The sequence below is a fragment of the Streptomyces sp. NPDC049837 genome (genome assembly GCF_040674455.1).
GTDB lineage: Bacteria > Actinomycetota > Actinomycetes > Streptomycetales > Streptomycetaceae > Streptomyces.
Genome location: NZ_JBFAMP010000007.1, coordinates 136,794 through 159,013, shown reverse-complemented (window position 1 = coordinate 159,013; position 22,220 = coordinate 136,794). Strand labels below are relative to the sequence as shown.

The 22,220-nt window shown below is 72.6% G+C and carries 17 protein-coding genes; 5 read left to right on the top strand and 12 right to left on the bottom strand.

Annotated features, from left to right (window positions below):
- Positions 1 to 43: 43 nt before the first annotated feature.
- Both AB0J57_RS20825 and AB0J57_RS20820 read right to left on the bottom strand, forming a co-directional pair.
- Complete coding sequence (locus AB0J57_RS20825) at positions 44 to 187, bottom strand: hypothetical protein (protein ID WP_366129719.1); 144 nt, start codon at positions 185 to 187, stop codon at positions 44 to 46.
- Positions 188 to 265: 78 nt separating this feature from the next.
- On the bottom strand, positions 266 to 1,330 hold the full coding sequence (locus AB0J57_RS20820; protein WP_366129717.1) for a GTP-binding protein: 1,065 nt from the start codon (positions 1,328 to 1,330) through the stop codon (positions 266 to 268).
- A 250-nt stretch (positions 1,331 to 1,580) separates the two neighbouring features.
- Between AB0J57_RS20820 and AB0J57_RS20815 the strand changes: the two genes are divergently transcribed.
- Both AB0J57_RS20815 and AB0J57_RS20810 read left to right on the top strand, forming a co-directional pair.
- Entirely contained in the window at positions 1,581 to 3,305 is a 1,725-nt protein-coding gene (locus AB0J57_RS20815) for a sensor histidine kinase (RefSeq protein ID WP_366129913.1), read from the top strand.
- Positions 3,302 to 3,979, top strand: coding sequence for a response regulator (locus AB0J57_RS20810; RefSeq protein ID WP_366129716.1), 678 nt, complete (start codon positions 3,302 to 3,304; stop codon positions 3,977 to 3,979). Before AB0J57_RS20815 ends, AB0J57_RS20810 begins: the two co-directional genes overlap by 4 nt.
- A 14-nt stretch (positions 3,980 to 3,993) precedes the next feature.
- Here AB0J57_RS20810 and AB0J57_RS20805 read toward each other — a convergent pair whose 3' ends face one another.
- The 3 genes from AB0J57_RS20805 to AB0J57_RS20795 all read right to left on the bottom strand — a co-directional run bounded on the left by AB0J57_RS20805 (position 3,994) and on the right by AB0J57_RS20795 (position 8,421).
- A complete protein-coding gene (locus AB0J57_RS20805) occupies positions 3,994 to 5,619 on the bottom strand; it encodes a cation acetate symporter (protein ID WP_366129715.1) in 1,626 nt (541 codons plus the stop codon).
- Positions 5,616 to 6,116: a DUF485 domain-containing protein gene (locus AB0J57_RS20800; RefSeq protein ID WP_366129714.1), complete on the bottom strand. Its 501-nt coding sequence runs from the start codon at positions 6,114 to 6,116 to the stop codon at positions 5,616 to 5,618. Before AB0J57_RS20800 ends, AB0J57_RS20805 begins: the two co-directional genes overlap by 4 nt.
- Before the next feature lie 187 nt (positions 6,117 to 6,303).
- On the bottom strand, positions 6,304 to 8,421 hold the full coding sequence (locus AB0J57_RS20795) for a DNA topoisomerase IV subunit B (RefSeq protein WP_366129713.1): 2,118 nt from the start codon (positions 8,419 to 8,421) through the stop codon (positions 6,304 to 6,306).
- A gap of 441 nt (positions 8,422 to 8,862) precedes the next feature.
- Here AB0J57_RS20795 and AB0J57_RS20790 point away from each other — a divergent pair, with 441 nt between their 5' ends.
- Positions 8,863 to 9,090 (top strand): hypothetical protein, encoded by a 228-nt coding sequence (locus tag AB0J57_RS20790; RefSeq protein WP_073755413.1) that lies wholly within the window; start codon positions 8,863 to 8,865, stop codon positions 9,088 to 9,090.
- Positions 9,091 to 9,265: 175 nt separating this feature from the next.
- Here the strand turns inward: AB0J57_RS20790 and AB0J57_RS20785 are convergent, their stop codons facing one another.
- Both AB0J57_RS20785 and AB0J57_RS20780 read right to left on the bottom strand, forming a co-directional pair.
- A complete protein-coding gene (locus AB0J57_RS20785) occupies positions 9,266 to 10,084 on the bottom strand; it encodes a serine protease (protein ID WP_366129712.1) in 819 nt (272 codons plus the stop codon).
- A gap of 142 nt (positions 10,085 to 10,226) precedes the next feature.
- The gene (locus AB0J57_RS20780) at positions 10,227 to 11,774 is read right to left on the bottom strand and encodes an RNA polymerase sigma factor (RefSeq protein ID WP_366129711.1); all 1,548 of its coding nucleotides are present in this window, start codon (positions 11,772 to 11,774) and stop codon (positions 10,227 to 10,229) included.
- Between AB0J57_RS20780 and AB0J57_RS20775 the strand changes: the two genes are divergently transcribed.
- Positions 11,707 to 11,874 carry a hypothetical protein gene (locus AB0J57_RS20775; RefSeq protein WP_179166852.1) on the top strand — a complete coding sequence of 56 codons (168 nt, stop codon included), beginning with the start codon at positions 11,707 to 11,709 and terminating at the stop codon, positions 11,872 to 11,874. The two genes, AB0J57_RS20780 and AB0J57_RS20775, sit on opposite strands and share 68 nt — an antisense overlap.
- Before the next feature lie 409 nt (positions 11,875 to 12,283).
- Here the strand turns inward: AB0J57_RS20775 and AB0J57_RS20770 are convergent, their stop codons facing one another.
- From AB0J57_RS20770 to AB0J57_RS20750, 5 genes are all read right to left on the bottom strand, one after another.
- The gene (locus tag AB0J57_RS20770; RefSeq protein WP_366129710.1) at positions 12,284 to 13,171 is read right to left on the bottom strand and encodes a FadR/GntR family transcriptional regulator; all 888 of its coding nucleotides are present in this window, start codon (positions 13,169 to 13,171) and stop codon (positions 12,284 to 12,286) included.
- Between the two features lie 160 nt (positions 13,172 to 13,331).
- Positions 13,332 to 15,176 (bottom strand): ATP-binding cassette domain-containing protein, encoded by a 1,845-nt coding sequence (locus AB0J57_RS20765; protein WP_366129709.1) that lies wholly within the window; start codon positions 15,174 to 15,176, stop codon positions 13,332 to 13,334.
- Between the two features lie 108 nt (positions 15,177 to 15,284).
- Positions 15,285 to 16,055: an NUDIX domain-containing protein gene (locus AB0J57_RS20760; RefSeq protein ID WP_366129708.1), complete on the bottom strand. Its 771-nt coding sequence runs from the start codon at positions 16,053 to 16,055 to the stop codon at positions 15,285 to 15,287.
- Positions 16,056 to 16,194: 139 nt separating this feature from the next.
- Positions 16,195 to 18,240, bottom strand: coding sequence for a glycogen debranching N-terminal domain-containing protein (locus AB0J57_RS20755; RefSeq protein ID WP_366129707.1), 2,046 nt, complete (start codon positions 18,238 to 18,240; stop codon positions 16,195 to 16,197).
- 115 nt (positions 18,241 to 18,355) lie between these two features.
- A complete protein-coding gene (locus AB0J57_RS20750; RefSeq protein ID WP_366129706.1) occupies positions 18,356 to 19,783 on the bottom strand; it encodes a DUF4192 domain-containing protein in 1,428 nt (475 codons plus the stop codon).
- Between the two features lie 202 nt (positions 19,784 to 19,985).
- On the opposite strand from AB0J57_RS20750, the gene AB0J57_RS20745 reads away from it, so the two are divergent.
- The gene (locus tag AB0J57_RS20745) at positions 19,986 to 22,166 is read left to right on the top strand and encodes a RecQ family ATP-dependent DNA helicase (protein WP_366129705.1); all 2,181 of its coding nucleotides are present in this window, start codon (positions 19,986 to 19,988) and stop codon (positions 22,164 to 22,166) included.
- The last annotated feature ends 54 nt before the right edge of the window (positions 22,167 to 22,220 follow it).

Genomic DNA, 22,220 nt, shown 5'->3' with positions numbered 1-22,220 from the left:
ATGCGTGGGCGCGCCCGTCGAAGGGCGGGCGCGCCGGCGGTCGTCAGCGCCAGGGGATGTTCCGCCAGGGGCTGCCCTCGTCGTCGGTGAGCAGCCGGTGGGCGGCGAGGGCGCCTTCGTCGCCCCGCAGCCCCGCCTCGTAGAGCTGCCGCTCGACGGGCGTGGGCGGCACCCACGTCATGCCCACGGCACGCTCCGGTCCCGGCTCGCGTCAGCTTCGGTCGGCGGTATCCGGTGTGTTGTCCCCGTTATCACGGGAACGATCTTATGGACGGTCCTCGCCGGCAGGTTCCGCAGGCTCCGGTACGTAGCGCAGGACGCCCCACATGGTGTGCTCTTCCGGTACGTCGTGCGGGCCGGTGACGCGGCAGTCGTCCAGGGCCTTGTGGAGGGCCTCGCCATTGGTGCCGGAGCCGATGAGGACGAGCTGGGTGAGGCGCTGTTCGCCGCGGGGCCAGGGCTCGGGGTAGAAGCGGAGGAAGCGGCCGACCGCGTGCAGGGAGTAGCGGTTGGCGGGGTCGGCGGCGCCGAAGTCGATGAAGCCCTTGATCCGGTAGAGGCCCTCGGGCCGGGAGTCGAGGAAGTCCAGCAGCTTGCGGGGGTGCATCGGCTCGCCGGCCGTGAAGGAGACCGTCTCGTACCCGGCGTGCGGGTGGGTGTCCTCGACGACGTACAGGTCGTCGAGGTCCTCGAAGGTGAGCTGGCGTGGGCCGCCGTCGTCGGTGCGGGCGGCGCGGTCGAAGAGCAGCTCGGGGTCCACCCTGCCGTAGGCGGCGTCGATCACCGCGGCGCGGCCGGCGAGTTCGGTGACCGCCGCGTGGACACGCCGTAGCTCGTCCGGGCTGACGCGGTCGACCTTGTTGACGACGACGAGGTCGGCGATGGCGAGGTGCCGGTCGGTCTCGGGATGCCGTTCGCGGGTGGCGTCGAACTCGGCCGCGTCGACGACCTCGACCAGGCCGCCGTACACCACGCGCTCGTTGTCGCTGGCGAGGATCATCCGCACCAGCTCCTGCGGCTCGGCGAGGCCGCTCGCCTCGATGACGATGACGTCGAGGCGGGAGGAGGGCCGGGTGAGGGTCTCCAGGTAGGTGTCCAGCTCGCTCGCGTCGACGGCACAGCACAGGCAGCCGTTGCCGAGGGAGACGGTGGAGCCGACCTGTCCGGCGACGGTCATGGCGTCGATCTCGATGGAGCCGAAGTCGTTGACCATGACGCCGATGCGGGTGCCTCTGGCGCTGCGGAGCAGATGGTTCAGCAGGGTCGTCTTGCCCGACCCCAGGAAACCCGCGAGGACGACGACGGGGATCTGCTGCGGCACGCTGCTCAAGGGGCACCCTTCTCGGTCGGCTCCGCGTTCGGCGGCTTTTTCGGCCCTCAGGATAGGCGGGGACGCGGTCCCGTATGGGCGAGGGCGTGACGCCGGACATTTCGTAAAGGGGGAGGCTGCCCTTACGGTTCCTGGCATGAGCCCCGCAACGACCTCGCCGCCCGCCTCCGCCGCGCCGCCCGCGCGCCGGCCGGCGGTGCGACGCCGACGGTTCGGCTGGCCGCAGCGGGTGTTCTCACAGGTCCTGCTGATGCAGTTGGCCATCGTGGTCGGTGTGACGGTACTGGCCACCGGCCTGTTCCTGGCCCCGCTCAGCGCCCAGCTCGACGACCAGGCGATGCGGCGCGCCCTGGCGATCGCCGAGGCGACCGCGTCCAGCGACGTCGCCGATGAGCTGGTACGTACGCCGCCGAGCGCCATCGGCCCCGTACAGGCGGAGGCCGAGCGGATCAGGCAGGCCACCGGCGCCGAATACGTGGTGATCATGGACCGGCGCGGGGTGCGGTGGTCCCACACCGACCCGGCCAAGATCGGCGAGGTCGTCTCCACCGACCCCAGCGACGCGCTGGCGGGCAAGGACGTGATGGAGATCGACAGCGGCACGCTGGGGCGCTCGGCGCGCGGAAAGGTGCCGCTGCGGAACGGGTCGGGCGAGATCGTCGGCGCGGTGTCCGTCGGTATCGAGTACGACAGCGTGCGGGCCAGGCTGCTCGCGGCGATCCCGGGGCTGTTCGCGTACGCGGGCGGCGCCCTGGCGGTCGGGGCGCTGGCCGCCTATCTGATCTCGCGCCGCCTTCAGCGCCGTACGCACGACCTGGCCTTCTCCGACATCTCGGCGCTGCTCGCCGAACGCGAGGCCATGCTGCACGGCATCCGGGAGGGCGTCGTCGCGCTGGACGGGGCCGGGCGGATCCGGCTGGTGAACGACGAGGCGCAGCGGCTGCTGGGCGTGGGCCCCGAGGCCACCGGCCGGCCGCTGGAGGAGGTGCTCGGCGAGGGCCGTACGACGGACGTGCTGGCCGGACGGGTCACCGGCGAGGACCTGGTCACCGTACGCGGGCACCGGGTTCTGATCGCCAACCGGATGCCGACGGACGACGGGGGCGCCGTCGCCACGCTGCGCGACCGGACGGAGCTGGAGCGGCTCGGGCGTGAGCTGGACTCCACGCGCGGCCTGATCGACGCGCTGCGGGCCCAGGACCATGAGCACGCCAACCGCATGCACACGCTGCTGGGGCTGCTGGAGCTGGAGATGCACGAGGAGGCGGTGGAGTTCGTCACCGAGGTGGTGGGTGTCCACCGGGCGACGGCCGAGCAGGTCACCGAGAAGGTGCACGATCCGCTGCTCGCCGCGCTGCTCGTGGGCAAGGCCACGGTGGCGGCCGAGCGCGGCGTCTCGCTGCGCCTGGCGCCCGGGACGCTGCTGCCCGACCGGCTGGTCGAGCCGCGCGAGCTCGTGACCGTCGTGGGCAATCTCGTCGACAACGCGGTCGACGCGGCGGCCGGGTCGGCGGAACCGCTCGTGGAGGTCGAGCTCCGCGCGGAGGGCCGTACGGCGGTCCTGCGGGTCACCGACAGCGGGCCCGGCGTCCCGCCCGAGCGGCGGGAGCTGGTCTTCACGGAGGGCTGGTCCACCAAGGACCGCCCCGCGCACGGCGGACGCCGCGGGCTCGGCCTGGCCATGGTGCGCCGCCTGGCAGAACGCCAGGGCGGCAACGCCCGCGTGTCCGAGGCGCCGGGGGGCGGGGCCGAGTTCACCGTTGTCCTCCCGGAAGCCCTGACGGAACCGGGGCCGGGGGCGGGACTGGGGCCGGGACTGGGACTGGGGCCAGGACTGGGACTGGGGCCGGGGCCGGAACCGGAACCGCGACTGGGGCTCGAACCGGGGCCGGGGGCCGAACCGGCAGAAGGCCCGAAGCCGCCGCAGACGCGCACCTCCGGGACGGAGACGGCCGCACCGGGAGCGTCGCGATGATCGGCGTCCTGGTCGTGGACGACGACGTCCGGGTGGCGGAGATCAACGCCGCGTACGTGGCCAAGGTGCCCGGCTTCGAGGTCATCGCGCTGGCTCACACGGCGGCGGAGGCCCTCGCCCGGGTCGAGGAGGTGCCGGTCGACCTCATCCTGCTCGACCACTACCTGCCGGACGAGAACGGCCTCGCGGTCGTACGGGAGCTGCGCCGGCGCGGGCACCAGACCGACGTGATCATGGTGACGGCCGCCCGTGACGTGGCCACCGTGCAGGCGGCTCAGCGCCATGGCGCGCTCCAGTACCTGGTGAAGCCGTTCAACTTCGCGGGCCTGCGGCCCAAGCTGGAGGCGTACGCGGCGCTACGGCGCACGCTCGACGGGGGCGGTGAGGCCGAGCAGGCGGAGGTGGACCGGATCTTCGGCGCCCTGTCGGTGAGTTCGGGCGCGCCCGACCTGCCCAAGGGCCACTCCCCCACCACGGCCGAGCTCGTGCGGCAGGTGCTGCTGGCCGCCGAGGGACCGCTGTCCGCGCAGGAGATCGCGGAACTGGCGGGGGTGAGCCGGCAGACGGCCCAGCGGTACCTGAAGCTGCTGGAGCGGGCGGGCCGGGTGCGCCTGTCGCTGAAGTACGGCGAGACGGGCCGCCCGGAGCACCGCTACACCTGGGCCACGTCCTGAGCCGGGTCCCCGGCCTACACCGCGCCCGCGCCCGTCAGGGCACGCACCTCCGTCTCGGCGTGCCTGGCCTCGTCCGGGGCCTCAGGGGAGGTGACGGTGCCGAGCCAGCCGGCGAGGAAGCCCAGCGGGATGGAGACCAGGCCGGGGTTCTGGAGCGGGAAGACCTGGAAGTCCAGGCCGGGGAAGAGCGCGTCGGGGCTCCCGGAGACGACCGGCGAGAACACCACCAGCAGCACGGCCGGGACGAGCCCTCCGTACACCGACCAGACCGCGCCGCGCGTGGTGAAGTTCCGCCAGAACAGCGAGTACAGCAGCACGGGCAGGTTCGCGGACGCGGCGACCGCGAAGGCCAGGCCGACCAGGAAGGCGACGTTCAGGTCCCGGGCCAGCAGGCCGAGGCCGATCGCCACCGCGCCGATGCCGACGGCCGCGACGCGCGCCACCGCCACCTCGCCGTACCGCCGCTCGCCACGCGGCCGCTCCCCGTGCGGCCCCTTCCCGTGACGGCGCCTCACGGAGGCGTACAGGTCGTGCGCGACCGACGCCGACGAGGCCAGAGTGATGCCCGCGACGACGGCCAGGATCGTCGCGAAGGCCACCGCCGCGACCACCGCGAACAGCACCGCACCTCCCGTCGAACCCGCTCCCCCGCCCAGGTCGAGGGCGAGCAGCGGCACCGCCGTGTTGCCCGCGGCGTTCGACGCCCGCACCTCATCCGTGCCGACGATCGCGGCGGCGCCGAAGCCCAGGACGATCGTCATCAGGTAGAAGCCGCCGATGAGGCCGATGGCCCAGACGACCGAGCGGCGGGCGGCCCGCGCGGTCGGCACGGTGTAGAAGCGGGACAGGATGTGCGGCAGTCCGGCGGTGCCGAGGACCAGCGCGAGCCCGAGGCTGATGAAGTCCAGGCGCGAAGTCCAGTCCCCGCCGTACTTGAGGCCGGGCGAGAGGAACTCCCGGCCGTGACCGCTGCGTTCCGCCGCGGAGGTGAGGAGTTGGTTGACGTCGCCGTGGAAGCGCAGCAGCACGAGCACGGTGAGCGCGATCGCGCCCGCCATCAGCAGCACGGCCTTGACGATCTGGATCCAGGTGGTGGCTCGCATCCCTCCCAACGACACATAGATCACCATCAGTGCGCCCACGCCGATCACGGTCCACGAGCGCGCGGCCTCGCTCGTACCGCCCAGCAGCAGCGCGACGAGGCTGCCGGCCCCCACCATCTGCGCCACCAGATAGAGAACGGACACCGTGACCGAGGAAGTTCCCGACGCGATACGGACGGGCCGCTCCCGCATACGCGCCGCGATCACGTCGGCGAGCGTGAACCGGCCGCAGTTGCGGACGAGTTCGGCGACCAGGAGCAGCACGACGAGCCAGGCCACCAGGAAGCCGACCGAGTACAGCATCCCGTCGTAGCCGAAGAGCGCGATCAGGCCGGAGATGCCCAGGAAGGACGCGGCGGACATGTAGTCACCGGCGATGGCGAAACCGTTCTCCATGGGGGAGAACAGCCGCCCCCCGGCGTAGAACTCCTCCGCCGAACCACGCCGGTTGCGGCTCACCCAGGTCGTGATCGCCAGTGTGCCCGCGACGAACGCGCTGAACAGCAGGAGGGCCAGTACCTGGTGGTCTCCGGTCAACGCTCGACCGCCCCTCGCGTCAGCTCCTGCTCCCGCTCCTGGTCGAAGACGGCCCACCGCAGGTCGAGCGCGGCGCGATCGCGGTGCAGCCGGGCATGGCGGACGTACGCCCAGGTCAGCAGGAAGGTGGTGAGGAACTGCCCGAGCCCCGCGACCATCGCCACGTTCACCGCCCCGGCCACCGGGCGCGACATCAGCCCCGGGGCCGTGGTCGCCGCCACGACGTAGGCCAGGTACCAGGTGAGGAAGGCCAGGACGGCCGGCCCGACGAAGCGCCGGTAGCGGCCGCGCACCTCCTGGAAGGCGGCGCTGCGCTGCACCTCCAGGTAGATGTCGGCCGCACTGCGCCGCTGCTCCTGCGGCGGCCGGCCCGGGCCGGGCACGGCTGCCGCCGGCGCCCCCGTACCATCCGCCTCGCCCCAACCGGAGGCCAGCGCGTCGTACCACGGGTCATCGATCCGCACCGTGGCGGGATCGAGCCCTTCCCTGTTCTCCACCGGTCAACTCTCCTTGTCGGCGAACCGTTTCAGCCGCGTGCACAAGGATGGGCAGACCGGGAAGATCCCGGACTCTTCTCTCCGCGCTCTTCACCCCATCAGGTGACCTTGACGACCGATGCCCCGGCGTCGCCCACTCATGGGGGGGCCGGGGCATCGGGAAAACCGATCAGGCGGACCGGGCGGATCAGGCGTCGATGCGGGACCGGTCGAGGGTCGCGGCGGAGCTGGTGATGAACTCCTTGCGCGGCGCCACGTCGTTGCCCATCAGCAGGTCGAAGACCTGCTCCGCCGACTCCAGGTCACCGATGTTGATCCGGCGCAGCGTGCGGTGGCGCGGGTCCATCGTGGTCTCGGCGAGCTGGTCGGCGTCCATCTCACCAAGGCCCTTGTACCGCTGGATGGAGTCCTTGTACCGGATGCCCTTGCGCTGGAACTCCAGCAGCGTCTGCCGCAGCTCGTTGTCCGAGTACGTGTACACGTACTTGTCCTGGCCCTTCTTGGGCTGGATCAGCTCGATGCGGTGGAGCGGCGGTACGGCGGCGAAGACGCGGCCCGCCTCGACCATCGGCCGCATGTAGCGCTGGAACAGCGTCAGCAGCAGGCAGCGGATGTGGGCGCCGTCGACGTCGGCGTCCACGAGCAGGACGATCTTGCCGTACCGGGCGGCGTCGATGTCGAAGGTCCGGCCGGAACCCGCCCCTATGACCTGGATGATCGCACCGCACTCGGCGTTCTTGAGCATGTCCGAGACGGACGACTTCTGGACGTTGAGGATCTTTCCACGGATCGGCAGCAGGGCCTGGAACTCACTGTTCCGGGCGAGCTTGGCCGTGCCGAGCGCGGAGTCACCCTCGACGATGAAGAGCTCGCTGCGCTCCACGTCGTCGCTGCGGCAGTCGGCCAGCTTGGCCGGCAGCGAGGAGGACTCCAGCGCGGTCTTGCGGCGCTGCGCCTCCTTGTGCTGACGGGCCGCGATCCGCGTACGGGCGGCGGCGACGGCCTTCTCCAGCACCGCGCGGGCCTGGGCCTTGGCGTCGCGCTTGGTGGAGGTCAGGAAGGCCTTCAGCTCCTTGGCGACCACATTGGCGACGATGCGGTTGGCCGCCGACGTACCGAGGACCTCCTTGGTCTGGCCCTCGAACTGCGGCTCGGCGAGCCGGACGGTCACCACGGCGGTGAGGCCCTCCAAGGCGTCGTCCTTGACGATGTCGTCCTCGGCGACGCGCAGCAGCTTCGTTGAGCGCAGTACCTCGTTCACCGTCTTGGTGATCGCGCGCTCGAAGCCGGTGACGTGCGTGCCGCCCTTGGGCGTGGCGATGATGTTCACGAACGACTTGATCGAGGAGTCGTACCCGGTCCCCCAGCGCAGCGCCACGTCCACGCCGAGCTCACGGGTGACCTCGGTGGGCGTCATGTGCCCGCGCTCGTCGAGGACGGGCACGGTCTCCTTGAACGTGCCCTGGCCGGTCAGCCGCAGCACGTCGCAGACGGCCTTGTCCTGCGCCAGGTACTCGCAGAACTCGCTGATGCCCCCGTCGAACCGGAACGTCTCCTCGCTCTTGCCCTCGCCGTCCAGGTCGCGCTCGTCCCGGACGACGATGGTCAGGCCGGGCACCAGGAAGGCGGTCTGGCGGGCGCGCTGGTGCAGGTTCTCCAGGGAGAGCTTGGCGTCTTTGAGGAAGATCTGGCGGTCCGCCCAGTACCGCACGCGGGTGCCGGTGCGGGTCTTCGGCACCCGCTTGATCTTGCGCAGCCCGTTGGCGGGGTCGAACGGGGCGTCGGGGCCCGACTCGGTGAAGATCCCGGGCACACCGCGGCGGAAGCTGATCGCGTGCGTGGAGCTGTTGCGGTCGACCTCGACGTCGAGCCGGGCCGACAGCGCGTTCACCACGGAGGCGCCCACACCGTGCAGACCGCCGGACGCGGCGTACGAGCCGCCGCCGAACTTACCGCCGGCGTGCAGCTTGGTCATGACGACCTCGATGCCGGAGAGGCCGGTCTTCGGCTCGACGTCGACGGGGATGCCGCGGCCGTTGTCGCGGACCTCCACCGAGCCGTCGTCGTGGAGGATGACCTCGATGTGGTCGCAGTAGCCACCGAGGGCCTCGTCGACCGAGTTGTCGATGATCTCCCACAGGCAGTGCATCAGGCCCCGGCTGTCGGTGGAGCCGATGTACATGCCAGGTCGCTTACGAACCGCCTCGAGCCCCTCAAGGACGAGCAGGTGCCGAGCGGTGTAGTTGGAACCGTCACGGTCTGCGGTCAGCAGCGCACTGGACGGCACGGACGTCTCGGCGGTCACGCGGTTCGCTCCTCGCTGAATTTGGGAAGTGGCCTGTGGGGGTAAGGCCCGGCGTCTGTCACCGGGTCAGAGGGTACAGAGGCCTGGTAGAGCCGTTGTAACGCCACCCTCGTGAAAACTCATGCTAGTCCAGAGTCGCAAGGGTGTTCGATCCCTCGATGGAGTGACGTGGACATCACGTTCCCTTCCAGGCATGAACCATTTAGGCTCCGGGCACGTCCTCATGAACAACCGGCAACCAGCCGGGAGGGCTGAACGAGACTGAACGAGACAAGCAACGCGAAACCCGTAGAGCACAGCAATACGGCTCATTCGCCGCCAACCGGCAGCAGACAGCCTCCTTGGAAAAACTTTCAGGGAAAAGCCACGAGCGGGAACGTTTTCGGCCTGGTTGGATGTTGACCCTGGTACGACAGCTCGTCGAGCTAGAGAAGAGGCGACGTGACTACTGTTCTGACCCCCGCGAGCCCGCTGACGGCCGCCGACCGCTGCGACCGCTGTGGCGCCCAGGCATATCTGCGCGTCGTGCTGACCAGCGGTGGTGAACTGCTCTTCTGTGCCCACCACGGGCGCAAGTTCGAGCCGGAACTCAAGAAGATCGCCGCGGAAATACAGGATGAGACGGACCGGCTCACCACCGTGCCGAACGCAGTCGAAGAGGACCGCTGACACTCGCATCCACGACGAGCCAGGGACCGGTCCAGGACCGGCCGACGGGCGACCGCCCCCCACCGAGGGGGCGGTCGCCCGTTCTCATGCCTTGTCCCGGGCCGCGGCCCCAGCCCCGGCCGCGGTGCCGGCTCGCCCTACAGCGCCCCGCTGAGGCCGCCCGGCGCGGTTGCCCTCACAGCGGCGGCAGGACGGCCGAGACGCGCGTGTAGACCCCCGGGCTGCCCGGCTCGCCGCAGCCGCTGCCCCAGGACACCAGCCCGATGAGGCGCCCGCGCGCCACCAGCGGTCCCCCGCTGTCGCCCTGGCACGCGTCCCGCCCCCCCTCGGGGTCCCCCGCGCACAGCATCGTGGCAGGCAGGTACCCCCCGCCGCCCTGGGCCGGGTACGCCCGCGCGCACACGTCGTCCGGCAGCACGCGTACGTTCGCCGATCGCAGCGTGTACGCGTAGGAGCCGCCGCCGGTCGTATCGCCCCAGCCGTACACCGTGGCGGTCGTGCCCGGCCGGTAGGCCGGGTCGCCGCGCCGGGCGGCCTTGATGACGTACGTACGCGGCAGCGCGCTCGCCAGCGTGAGCACGGCGAGGTCGCCGGACTGCGTATCGGCGTCGTACGCGGGGCTGGTCCACACCTTGGTCACCGGAATCTCCCGCCCTCCGGCCTCCCGCAGCTCCGTGCGGCCCGCGATGACCTTGAGGTCGCTCAGTTCCCTCGCCTCCGTACCGAGCACCGTCGGCCCCAGGCAGTGCGCGGCGGTCACCACCTTGGTGGGCGCGACGACCACACCGCCGCAGAACTGCCCCGCGCGCGTACCCCCGAACCGGTCACGGCTGGAGAGGGCCACGGCCCAGGGACTGTCGGAGGCGCGTACCGGCTGTCCTCCGACGACGACGCTGTCGGCGGTCGCGGGCGCGGGCGTACTGAGTGGCAGGACCGCCGTGGCCACGATGGCGGCCACGGCCGCGGTCCGCTTCCGGCTGATGGGACGACGCATGCGGTCTCCTGACTCTCCGGTGAACCAGCTTCACCCAGAGTCGGCCAGCGTGGCGCGGCCCGCACCCCAGCGGCGCGGACACGCCAGAGGGCCCGGCTCCCCTCGGGGAACCGGGCCCTCCACGTCGTACGACCGCCTGACCTCAGTCGAGGTAGTCCCGCAGCACCTGCGAGCGCGACGGGTGACGCAGCTTCGACATGGTCTTGGACTCGATCTGACGGATCCGCTCACGGGTCACGCCGTAGACCTTGCCGATCTCGTCGAGCGTCTTCGGCTGGCCGTCGGTCAGGCCGAAGCGCATGGAGACCACGCCGGCCTCACGCTCGGAGAGCGTGTCGAGCACCGAGTGGAGCTGCTCCTGGAGGAGCGTGAAGCTGACCGCGTCGGCCGGGACGACGGCCTCGGAGTCCTCGATGAGGTCACCGAACTCGCTGTCGCCGTCCTCGCCCAGCGGGGTGTGCAGCGAGATGGGCTCACGGCCGTACTTCTGGACCTCGATGACCTTCTCGGGGGTCATGTCGAGCTCCTTGGCCAGCTCCTCCGGGGTGGGCTCGCGGCCCAGGTCCTGGAGCATCTGGCGCTGCACGCGCGCGAGCTTGTTGATGACCTCGACCATGTGCACCGGGATACGGATGGTGCGGGCCTGGTCGGCCATGGCGCGGGTGATCGCCTGACGGATCCACCAGGTGGCGTACGTGGAGAACTTGTAGCCCTTGGTGTAGTCGAACTTCTCGACCGCGCGGATCAGACCCAGGTTGCCCTCCTGGATCAGGTCCAGGAAGAGCATGCCGCGGCCGGTGTAGCGCTTGGCCAGGGAGACCACGAGGCGGAGGTTGGCCTCCAGCAGGTGGTTCTTGGCGCGGCGGCCGTCCTCGGCGATGATCTCCAGCTCGCGCTTGAGCTTCGGGGCCAGCTTGTCGGAGTTCGCCAGCTTGTCCTCGGCGAACAGACCGGCCTCGATGCGCTTGGCGAGCTCGACCTCCTGCTCGGCGTTGAGGAGGGGGACCTTGCCGATCTGCTTCAGGTAGTCCTTGACCGGGTCGGCCGTGGCACCGGCGACGGCGACCTGCTGCGCGGGCGCGTCGTCCTCGTCCTCGTCCGAGAGCACGAAGCCCTTGTTCTCGCCCTCGGCCTCCTCGTCCTCGCCCTTGCCGGGCGCGACGTCCTCGAGCAGCTCCTCGCCCTCGAGGACCTCGTCGGCGTCCTTCTTTGCCGTGGTCTTCTTGGCGGCGGTCTTCTTGGCGGCGGTCTTCTTCACCGCCGTCTTCTTGGCGGCGGTCTTCTTGGCTGCCGCCTTCTTGGCAGGGGTACCGGCCTCGTCGGCCGGCGCGTCCGCGCTCTGGGCCGCCGGAGCCGCGGCGGCCGCGACGGACTTCGTCACGGTCGTCTTGGCGGTGACGGTCTTGGTGGCGGTGCGCTTTGCCGGGCTCTTCGCTGCGACGCTCTTGCGGGTGCGCTTCGGCGACTCCGCTGCACTGACCATCAGCGTCACACCCTCTTCCTCGAGGATCTGATTGAGGCTGCGCAGAACATTCTTCCACTGGGTTGGCGGAATCTGGTCAGCCTCGAAGGCCCGACGCACGTCATCGCCGGCGATCTGCCCATCAGCCTTTCCCCGCTCGATGAGCGCCATCACAGACTCGGACTCGGCGATCTCCGGCGGGAGCGTACGGGATGTGCTGGCCGACACGAACAACCTCTCGGAACGATGGAAACGGCTTCCGGCCCCGCCCATGATCGGGCCGGAGCCGACGACCGTCGGCTGGGGATGTGCCGACGACGCGGGCTGAACCTCGGAGGTGCACAGCGCCATGAACGGCGGCTGTATTCCCTCCTCGGCTGTCACCTCTTAGGTCATCGCAGGGCATCGAGGAGCGTTACGCCCAATCCGCGTGGCCCGAGTCACACCCCGTATGCATCCAAATACCCCCAGACCCGGAGGTCACCCCCTATCGTGCCGCCGAATCCCTCTCTTCCCTCAGGTGTACGGGCCAGGTGTACGGGCTCGGCCGAGCCTCGGTTCGGGCGCGCCGGGCCCCTCGGGTGGTCCCTGGGGCCCGGCGACACACGCCGCGTACGCGAAGGCGGACACACCGTGTGACACACGGCGCCGGACGGCCTGCCGCCGTGGGCCTGCTCAGTGCTGGAGCCTCAGCGTTCGAGCGGCTCAGCGCTGGAGCGGCTCACCGCTCGGGCGGCTCAGTGCTCGCGGGGGGCGGGGACGACCCGCTCCACCTCCGGGTGCACCGTCAGCAGTTGGCGCATGGCGGCCTCGGCGGCCGGGCCGTCACCGGTGGCCAGGGCCTCGACGATGCGCGCGTGGTGGGCGAGGCAGGGCTCGCTGGGGCGGTCACAACTGATGGCGGGGGCGCCGGAGACCTGGAGGGCGGCGGAGACGATGCCGGAGAGGTGCTCCAGCATCCGGTTGCCGGCGAGCTGGATCAGCAGGCTGTGGAACTCCGCGTCGGCGCGGGAGAAGGTGATCGCGTCACCCTGGGCGAAGGCGTGGCCCATGATCTCGACCATGTCGCCGAGCCGCTGCTGGACGTCCTCGCGGCCGTGACCGGCGGCGAGGCGGGCCGCGAGGGGCTCGATCGTCCACCGCAGCTCGCTGAGTTCCCGGCGCTGATCCTCGCGCTGGGGGCCGAAGGCGCGCCACTCGATGATGTCCGGATCGAGGAGGTTCCAGTCGCTCACCGGGCGGACGCGGGTGCCGACGTTGGGGCGGGCGCTGACCAGCCCCTTGGCCTCGAGGACGCGCAGCGACTCGCGCACGACGGTGCGGGAGACCTCGAAGCGCTGGCCGATCTCCTCGGGTACGAGCGGCCGGTCGGCGCCCAGGTCGCCGGAGACGATCATCTGGCCGAGCTGCTGGACGAGTTGGCCGTGCAGGCCACGGCCGCGGCTGCCGGCCGTCCGCCGGCCCACCCGGCCCAGCTCCGTGTCGGCGCCCTCCCAGGCGGGAGGCCCGACGCGGTCGGCGACGGGGGCCTCCGTGTAGGGGTAGCGGTCCAGTCCGCCCGGGGCCGTGAGGCCGGTCTCCACGGGGCGGGCGGCGGTCATCATGGTGTGCGCAAGGGTACTCACGCATCCTTTGTCGGCGCGGCCTCCACGACCCTTGAGGTCTTTGGTGAAAAGCACACGAAAGGGTGATCGGCGCTCGCTCTTCAATTGACGCCTTATCGGAAGGAACCGGGCAATTTCCAAGGGAGTTGTGACCGTTTGGAGCGCTTTGGTCACCGCTCGGTCACCAACGAGCTCTCCGGCGCAGCCCGGTGAACAGATAAGCGCACGCGAGAGCCGTGAGCGACAACACCAGTGCCGCGCCCACCGGTTGGGCCACCAGCCGCGCCGCCGCCAGGAGCCAGCGGTCGATCTCGTACGGCCACTGCGTCCAGGCCAGTTCGCGCAGCCTGGCCGGGAGACCCACGATCGAACGCACGGACGGGCCCACCAACGCCTTCTGTACGAGCTGTACGAGCGGGGCGATGACGACCGGCACGGCGAGCACGGCGGCGATCCCCGCGGCGGTCGCCCGGAAGAGCCCGGCCGCGAGCAGCCCGGCCCAGGCGCAGCCCACCGAGAGGCCGGCCCAACTGGCACAGAGCGCCGGCCAGTTTTCCGGTACGGGGATCACGTCGCCGCCGTACACCAGGCGCAGCGCCCCGAGGTCGGCGAGGGCGACGAGGAGGGCGAGCAGCAGGGCGGTGGCCGCGGTGACGGTGAGCTTGGCGAGGAGCAGCCCGAGGCGGCGCGGGACGGTGCCACGCCCGGAGGAGAGGACGGGGTGGCGGTACTCGTCACCGAAGGACAGCGCGCCCAGCAGACCGGCGCCCAGGGCGGCGGGCGGCAGCGGGAGGAGCCCCGGCCAGGCGGCCAGGGCGGTGGGCAGAGGGGTGCCGCCGGAGCGGGCGAGGAACACCGCGAGGACGGCGGACGCGACGAGGACGGCGACGGCGGTCATGGGCGTGACGGGAACCCCGAGGAGGCGGCGCAGCTCGTACCGGAACGGCCGGAGCGGGCTGCGTACGGGCTTGGGCGCGAGCGGGGGCGGCAGGGCGCCGGCGTTCGGCCCGGGGCGGGGTGCCGGTTCGCCGGCCGCGTCGGCGGGGGTGGGGGTGGAGGTTGCGGTGGGTTCGGGGGTTACGGGGGCGGGGGCGGCGGTGGCGGCCTCGGTCGCCGGGGACGGGGACGGGGCGGGGGTGGGGGCCGGGGCGGGGCCCGTGTCGCCGGTTTCGTCGGCGAGTTGGTGGAGGAGGACACCGTGGCGGAAGGCGGTCTCGCCGATCTCGGCGCAGTCACTGCCGTACACGCACAGCCGGTTGCCTTCCTCGGTGACCACTTCGACGGAGCGCTGAGCGGCGCGCGCCTCGCGGCTGACGACGGCGGCGAGGCGGGCGGCGTGTGGTGTGCGGACGGCGACGCGGGGGCGCAGCCGGGTGCGGGCGAAGGCGGCCGCGTCCTGGTCGGCGACCAGCCGCCCTTGGTCGATGGTGACGACGTGGTCCGCCGTGCGGGCGGCTTCCTTGGGGTCGGCGGTGGTGTAGAGCACGGTGCCGCCGTGGGCGGCGTGGGCACGCAGCAGGCCGAACAGCCAACTGTTCTCGCGGGGTGACAGCCCGGTGGCCGGTTCGTCGAGCAGGAGGGTGTGCGGGTCGCCCAACAGTGCGGCGGCGAGGGCGAGTCGGCGTTCCATGCCGAGGGAGAGGGCGCCGAGCCGCTGGTCGCGCAGACCGGCGAGGCCGACGATGTCGAGCATGTCGTCGGCACGTGAGGCGGGCGCCCCGGCGGCCGCGCAGAGCATCCGCAGTTGGCCGCGGCAGGTCCGCGCGGGGTGGCCGGGTACGTCGCCGAGGAGTACGCCGACCTCGCGGGCGGGGTGGGCGATGCGGTGCAGTGGGCGGCCACGGAAGTAGGTCACCCCTCGGCCCGCTTCGAGCTCGAGCATCATGCGCAGGGCGGTGGTCTTGCCCGAGCCGGTGGCGCCGAGCAGTGCGGTGACACTGCCGGGCCGGGCCTCGAAGGTCAGATCGTCCACGGCGGGCGGACGGTCTCGGCGGGGGGTGCTGGTCAGTCCGATTGCCTGGAGCATCGCTTCTCCCGCGGTAGAGGACACCGCTCGGCGGCAGGGCGGGTACCGCAGCAAGATAACGCGATATTTCGGACTTTTTGCGCAGGGTTGAGGGTGGTGCCCGTGGTGTCAGACCTCGGGGCGCAGCATCGGGGGGTTGAGCAGGGTCGCGCCTCCGGCCCTGAAGAGCTGGGCGGGACGGCCTCCCTGACGGGTCGTCGTGCCGCCGGACGGCACCAGGAATCCCGGCGTACCGGTCACTTTGCGGTGGAAGTTGCGCGGGTCGAGGGCGACTCCCCACACCGCCTCGTAGACCCGGCGCAGCTCGCCGACCGTGAACTCGGGCGGGCAGAAGGCCGTCGCCAGCGACGAGTACTCGATCTTGGAGCGGGCGCGCTCCACTCCGTCGGCCAGGATCCGCGCGTGGTCGAAGGCGAGCGGCGCCGGCTGCTCGCCCTCCCGGCCGAAACCGCCCTCCTGGTCGAGCAGCTCGTCCACGGGCGCCCAGCGGGCGCTGTTGGCGTCGCCGCCCGCCCGGGGTGCGGGCAGGTCGGGCGCGAGCACCAGGTAGGCGACGCTGACGACGCGCATACGGGGGTCCCGCTTGGGATCTCCGTACGTGGCGAGCTGTTCGAGGTGGGCGCCATTGCCGGCTTCGGGGAGCGGGGTGCCCGGGTCGTGCGCGCACAGGCCCGTCTCCTCGCCCAGCTCGCGTGCCGCGGCGGCGCCCAGGTCCTCGTCGGGCCGCACGAACCCGCCCGGCAGGGCCCAGCGTCCCTGGAACGGCGGCTCTCCGCGCCGTACGACCAGTGCGCACAGCGCATGGCGGCGAACCGTGAGCACCACCAGGTCGACAGTCACGGCGAAGGGCGGAAAGGCCGACGGGTCGTAGGGCGACATGTGGCGATCATAGTCGTCTTCCTGACGATAAACACGTCCCCCGGCGTTCCCGGCAGTCACTTCTTCCTCCCCCATGACGGCCTGTTCCTCCCCGATGACGGCCTGCGCGCCTTCGTGATCCGATCGGACGCGCACCGGGTCACACCCCGAGCTGAAGTCCGGGGGCGGCCTCCTCGACCATGCCCAGCCCCAGCCTGCTGACCCGTACCGCGAACGGCTCACCCGCGACGCACAGCCCGGACAGCCGGAGCGCGCCCAGAGGGGCACCGCGCATGGGGTGCAGGGAGACCGTGCCCGCCGGTACGTCGGGGCGGATCCCGGCCACGGTGGTGAGCAGGTGGACGCCGGCGGCCGAGGCGATGGCGGCCGGGCGGCACGCGGCGGGGTGCGGCACGGGGTGGCTGTCGGTCGCGCGCTGGTCGCCCGCGTACATCTCGGGCAGCCGGTACGCGAAGGCCTCGGCCGCGTCGAGCAGGCCGCGCAGCAGGGAGGTCGCCTCCTTGTCGTACCCCGCCGCGGCCAGGCCGGTGACGGCGACGGCCGTCTCATGGACCCGGACCGCGCCGGAGCGGTGGCCGAAGGGGTTGTGCCCGGGCTCCTTGGCCCCGAGGCCGCGCAGGCCCCAGCCGGTGTCCATGGCCGGGCTCCCGAGCAGCCGGGCCAACTGCTCGGTCTGTACCTTGTCGAGCAGGCCCTCGGCGAACCCGCCGCCAGCGAGGAGTCCGGTGTCCAGGAGGTGCGCGGCGCCGCCGCCCAGGTGCGGCAGCGGCCGGCCCCCGGGTGTGCGCGCGGCGGCGGGGCGCCCGCCCGTGCGGTCGTCGAGCCAGAACTCCTCCCGGAACCGGTGGCGCAGGGCGTGGGCCCAGTCGCGCCACTCGTCCGCGCCGGGACGGCCGCAGGCCTCCAGGAGGTCGGCCCCGAGGAGGGCGGCCCGGTGGGCGTGGGCCTGCGTCTCGGCACGCTGGAGCCCGACGGGCCCCGGCTCGCACAGCAGGCCGCTCTCGCCGGCGGCGGCGCGCAGCCAGTGCAGGCACCGCTCGGCGGCCGGGAGCAGTTGTGCCAGGTCCTGCTCGGGCAGGCCCCAGCGCCGGGCCTCGGCCAGGACGACCGGGAAGGCGAGGGTCGCCTCGGTGCCGGTGCAGCTCGGCGGCAGGTGCGGGCCGCTGTCGCGGAGCGGCCCGGGGATGCGTCCGGCACCGGGGCCGGGGCCGGTGAGCTGGGCGCGGGCGAGGGTGCGCAGCGTGGTGGCGGCGAGCTGGGTGCCGAGCGGCAGGGCCATGCGGGCGGCCCACAGCGCCTCCGCCGGGGCGGGGCCGCAGCGCCAGGGCACGCCCGCGGCGGGGTGGAGGTCGGCCGGGTGGGCCGGATCGCGGACCAGGAGGGCCCGCAGATCGCCAAGGCCCGCCCGGAGGAGCTTCTCCACGCGCGGATCGTCGCCCTCGGCGCGGGCGTCGGGAAGACCGTGGCGTCCCGTCCGGCCGCCCGCCGGCCGCGCGGTGCGCGCGGAGCCCGAGCGCACGTCGATGGTGATGGTGCGGGCAGCGCCGGGCCGGAGCTCCAGCTCCCAGCGCAGCAGGCCGGCGGAGGCGAGGGTGTCCTTGGGAGGCGGGTTGACGGTGACGGTCGCACAGCCGCCGTCGGGCGCCGACCAGCGCAGCCCCGAGCCGTGGACGGTCGGGCGCGGTTCGGGACAGGGCCGGCCGGACGCGACGGCACCGAGGTCCGCGAGGTCGGTGCCCAGGGCGATCTCGACGGGGAGCCGGAGAGCCCGGCCCACCGAGCTGCGGAAGGTGATCCGCTCGGTGCCGTCCGCGTCCCTGGACCGTTCCACCACGATGCCGGGATCGGGTCCGGGGTCCGCGGCGGTGCGCACCACCGCGACGAACCGGGCCCGGTCGGCGGAGAGCATCCGGCCCTGCACCGTGACCGGCTCCCGGCCGGCCACGCGGAGGTGGCAGCGGGAGAGGACCCGGCGGCCCGAGTGGTAGACGCCTTCGAGGCCCTGGCCGGTGAGCTGCCCGTGCTGCGCCGAGACGGCGAAGGAGGGCAGGGCGACGCAGATGAGGGCATCGTGCACGGGCGGCAGCTCACCGGGCGGCCGCCCCGGACCCGGGAGTGCGAGTCCGGCGGCGGACGATTGGCGGAACGGCGGGCTGGGGTGCCGGGACGGAACAGTGAGGTCCATGGGTGGTGTGCCGAGCCTTCTGTGCGCTCCGGACAGTCGCTGGAGGTACGACGGAACGGGTCGGGCGACTCCGCCACAGAGGGGAACGGCGCCACCCCGGTCGCGGTCACGGCCGTCATCGCCCGCTCCTGCTCCCGCGCCCTCCGCTGCGACGGGCCACCCGGCCACGGGCACGGGCCACGGCCCCGTGCGGGCCGTCCGCCCCGGGACGCGGGCCGGAGCCGCCCTTCCCGGCGGCCGGCAGCCGCACCGGCCGGGGCCTCGTACGACGGCCGGCCGTGCGCGCGCCTGATGCCGCCCGTGCACGGGACCGGGAACCCGCACCGGACCCGGCCCGTGCACCGGACCCGGACCGCCCACCGGGTGCTGCCGGGGCACCGGAACCGGCCCGTGCCTCGGCCGCGGCACGCGCGTCGCGCTCCTGGCGGAGGCACCGGCGCAGCGACTCGGGGTCGAGGCCCTCGTTGCAGGCCTGGTGCAGGAGTCTGGCGAAGACGTACTCGGGGTCGACCTCCAGAGCGAGCCCCAGCGCCACCCGGGCGGCGGGCTCGTCACCGGTCGACCAGGCGACCCAGCCGGCGAGGGTCAGCGGCGCGGCGGAGTGCTCCACGTAGGCCCCCACACAGCGGCGGGACAGTGCCCGCCAGAGCCGCAGGGCCGGGGCCGCCTCCTCCCCCTCCATCCACTCCGCCACCCTGTCCCTGGTCTCCCGGTCCTGAAGCCCGAGAATGACCGCGGCCGCCTCTTCATGACCGATCAGCGCGTCGTCCTGGGCGTCGGCCGCCGCCGGCTCCATGATCCGCGGGCCGTCCGCGAGGCGCTTCGCGAGCTGTTCCGCCAGCCGGACGGTCTCCTCGCGCACCGCGTCACGACCGTCCTGGTCCAGGATTCTGGGCACCAGCGCGGCGCCGGTGGCGTCGAGCGCCTGAAGCTGCTCGGCGGCCGCCGCCTTCTCGTACCGCCACGGCCGCAGCCGCCCCTCCATGTCCCGCAGCGAACCGCGTACCTGGATGCCGGCGTACGCGGCGGCGGCCGCCATCACCGACGTACCCGGCAGGGCGAGGGGGTTGCCCTCGGGCGGGCAGCAGCGGGTGTCGGGGCAGCAGTAGGACCAGAAGCGGCCGTCGGAGATGCAGAGCGCTTCGTACACCGGAACGTCGAGGGTGCCGCAGGCGGTGCGCAGGCGCTGGGCGAGCGGACGGAGGCGCTCCATGACGCGGCGGCCGGTCTCGCCCTCGGCCGGGTCCTGGCACAGGAACACCACGATGCCGTCGGGCCGGGAGCCGCGCCGCTCGCATCCCTCGATGAGACATTCGGCGAGCTGCTCGGCGACAGGAGGCCACTCCCGCGGCGAGCGCGGGATGCCGAGCCTGAGGCGGCCGCCGAACCGGCCCCGGTCGCCGTGGAGCGCGACCATCACGATCGAGTCGGTGGGGTGATAGCCCATCATGTACGGCAGCGCGTCGGCCAGTTCGGCCGGGCCGCGCAGGGTGATCTGCTGCTGGTCGTCGGTGGGTCCGGTGGTGTCGTGATGCTTGTTCATGGCCACGACGGTCCCGCGAACGACGTCGGCCGTCGACCCCTGTGGATAACCGTGGGTCACCGAGGAACGTCGCTGTCCACAGGCCCGGCGGTCCGCTCGCGCGACCGGGTGCCGGGCTGGTATACGCGCGCGGCGCGACGCGTCGTGCCGCCGCTCGGCCGCTGGTTCGCCAGTTGTCAGACCCGTGCTGTTGCATGGGGGCATGGAGCACACGAGCAACGCAGGACCCAGCACTCTTCGCGCAGCCGCCGATGCCGTGCTCGCCCGGCTCGTCGGGGACGGCAGCGGTGCCGCACGGCTGCGGGAGGACCAGTGGCGTGCGATCGAGGCGCTGGTCGCCGACAAGCGGCGGGCGCTCGTCGTGCAGCGCACCGGCTGGGGCAAGTCGGCCGTGTACTTCGTCGCGACCTCACTGCTGCGGGAGCGGGGAAGCGGCCCGACCGTGATCGTCTCGCCGTTGCTGGCACTCATGCGCAATCAGGTGGAGGCGGCGGCCCGGGCCGGTATCCACGCCCGGACGATCAATTCCTCCAACACCGAGGAATGGGAGACGATCCAGCAGGAGGTGTCCGCGGGCACGGTGGACGTGCTGCTCGTCAGTCCCGAACGGCTCAACAACCCCGACTTCCGGGATCAGGTCCTGCCACGGCTCGCCGCCGCCACCGGGCTGCTGGTGGTCGACGAGGCGCACTGCATCTCCGACTGGGGACACGACTTCCGGCCCGACTACCGGCGGCTGCGCACCATGCTCGCCGAGCTGCCGCCCGGCGTTCCCGTCCTGGCCACGACCGCGACGGCCAACGCGCGGGTGACGGCGGACGTCGCCGAGCAGCTCGGCACCGGGGCGGGCACCGACGCGCTCGTCCTGCGCGGCCCGCTGGACCGGGAGAGCCTGAGCCTGGGGGTGCTCCAGTTGCCGGACGCGGCACACCGCCTGGCCTGGCTGGCCGACCACCTCGGGGAGCTGCCCGGCTCGGGGATCATCTACACGCTCACGGTCGCGGCCGCCGAGGAGGTGACCGCCCACCTCCGCCAGTGCGGCCACACCGTGGCCTCGTACACGGGCCGCACGGAGAACGCGGACCGGCAGCAGGCGGAGGAGGACCTGCTGGCCAACCGGGTCAAGGCGCTGGTGGCCACGTCGGCCCTCGGCATGGGGTTCGACAAGCCGGACCTGGGTTTCGTCGTGCACCTCGGTTCGCCGTCCTCCCCCATCGCGTACTACCAGCAGGTGGGCCGGGCCGGGCGCGGTGTGGATCACGCGGAGGTGCTGCTGCTGCCCGGCAAGGAGGACGAGGCGATCTGGCAGTACTTCGCCTCGGTCGCCTTCCCGCCGGAGGAGCAGGTGCGCCGGACCCTCGACGTGCTGGCGCACGCTGACCGGCCGCTGTCGCTGCCGGCCCTGGAGCCGCTGGTCGAGCTGCGCCGCACCCGCCTGGAGACGATGCTCAAGGTGCTGGACGTCGACGGCGCGGTACGCCGGGTGAAGGGCGGCTGGACCGCCACGGGTCAGCCCTGGTCGTACGACTCCGAGCGGTACGCGTGGGTGGCGCGGCAGCGGGAGGCCGAGCAGCGGGCGATGCGTGACTACGCGTCGGCGACCGGCTGCCGGATGGAGTTCCTGCGGCGGCAGCTCGACGACGAGGAGGCCGCTCCGTGCGGGCGCTGCGACAACTGCGCGGGGCCCCGGTTCGACACCAAGGTGTCGGCGGCGGCGCTGGACGCGGCGCGCGGCGAACTGGGCCGCCCCGGTGTGGAGGTCGAGCCGCGCAAGATGTGGCCGACCGGGCTGCCGGCGGCCGGGGTCGACCTCAAGGGCCGTATCCCCGCCGGCGAGCAGTCCTTCCCCGGGCGGGCGCTCGGACGGCTCTCCGACATCGGCTGGGGCAACCGGCTCCGCCCGATGCTGGCGCCCTCGGCGGCCGACGGGCCCGTACCGGACGATGTGGTGAGCGCCGTGGTCCACGTGCTGGCCGACTGGGCGAAGGGGCCGGGCGGTTGGGCGTCAGGGGCGGCGGACGCCCCGCCCCGGCCGGTCGGGGTCGTCACGGTCGCCTCGCGCACCAGGCCGCTGCTGGTGGGCTCGCTGGGCCGGCGTATCGCCGAGGTGGGCAGGATGCCGCTGCTCGGCTCCGTCGAGTACGTACCGGAGGCGGCGGACGCCCGGATCTCCCGGACCAACAGCGCCCAGCGGGTGCTGGGGCTGCACCGGGCGCTGACCGTTCCGCCCGCGCTGGCCGAGGAGTTGGCCGCGGCCGGTGGGCCGGTGCTGCTGGTTGACGACCTGTCGGACAGCGGCTGGACACTCGCGGTGGCGGCACGGCTGCTGCGCCGGGCCGGAGCAGAGGGGGTGTTTCCGCTGGTCCTCGCCGTTCAGGGCTGACGCCACGCGTCATCCCGGAATCGACTGGGAAGGATATGAGTGCCATTCCAGCCC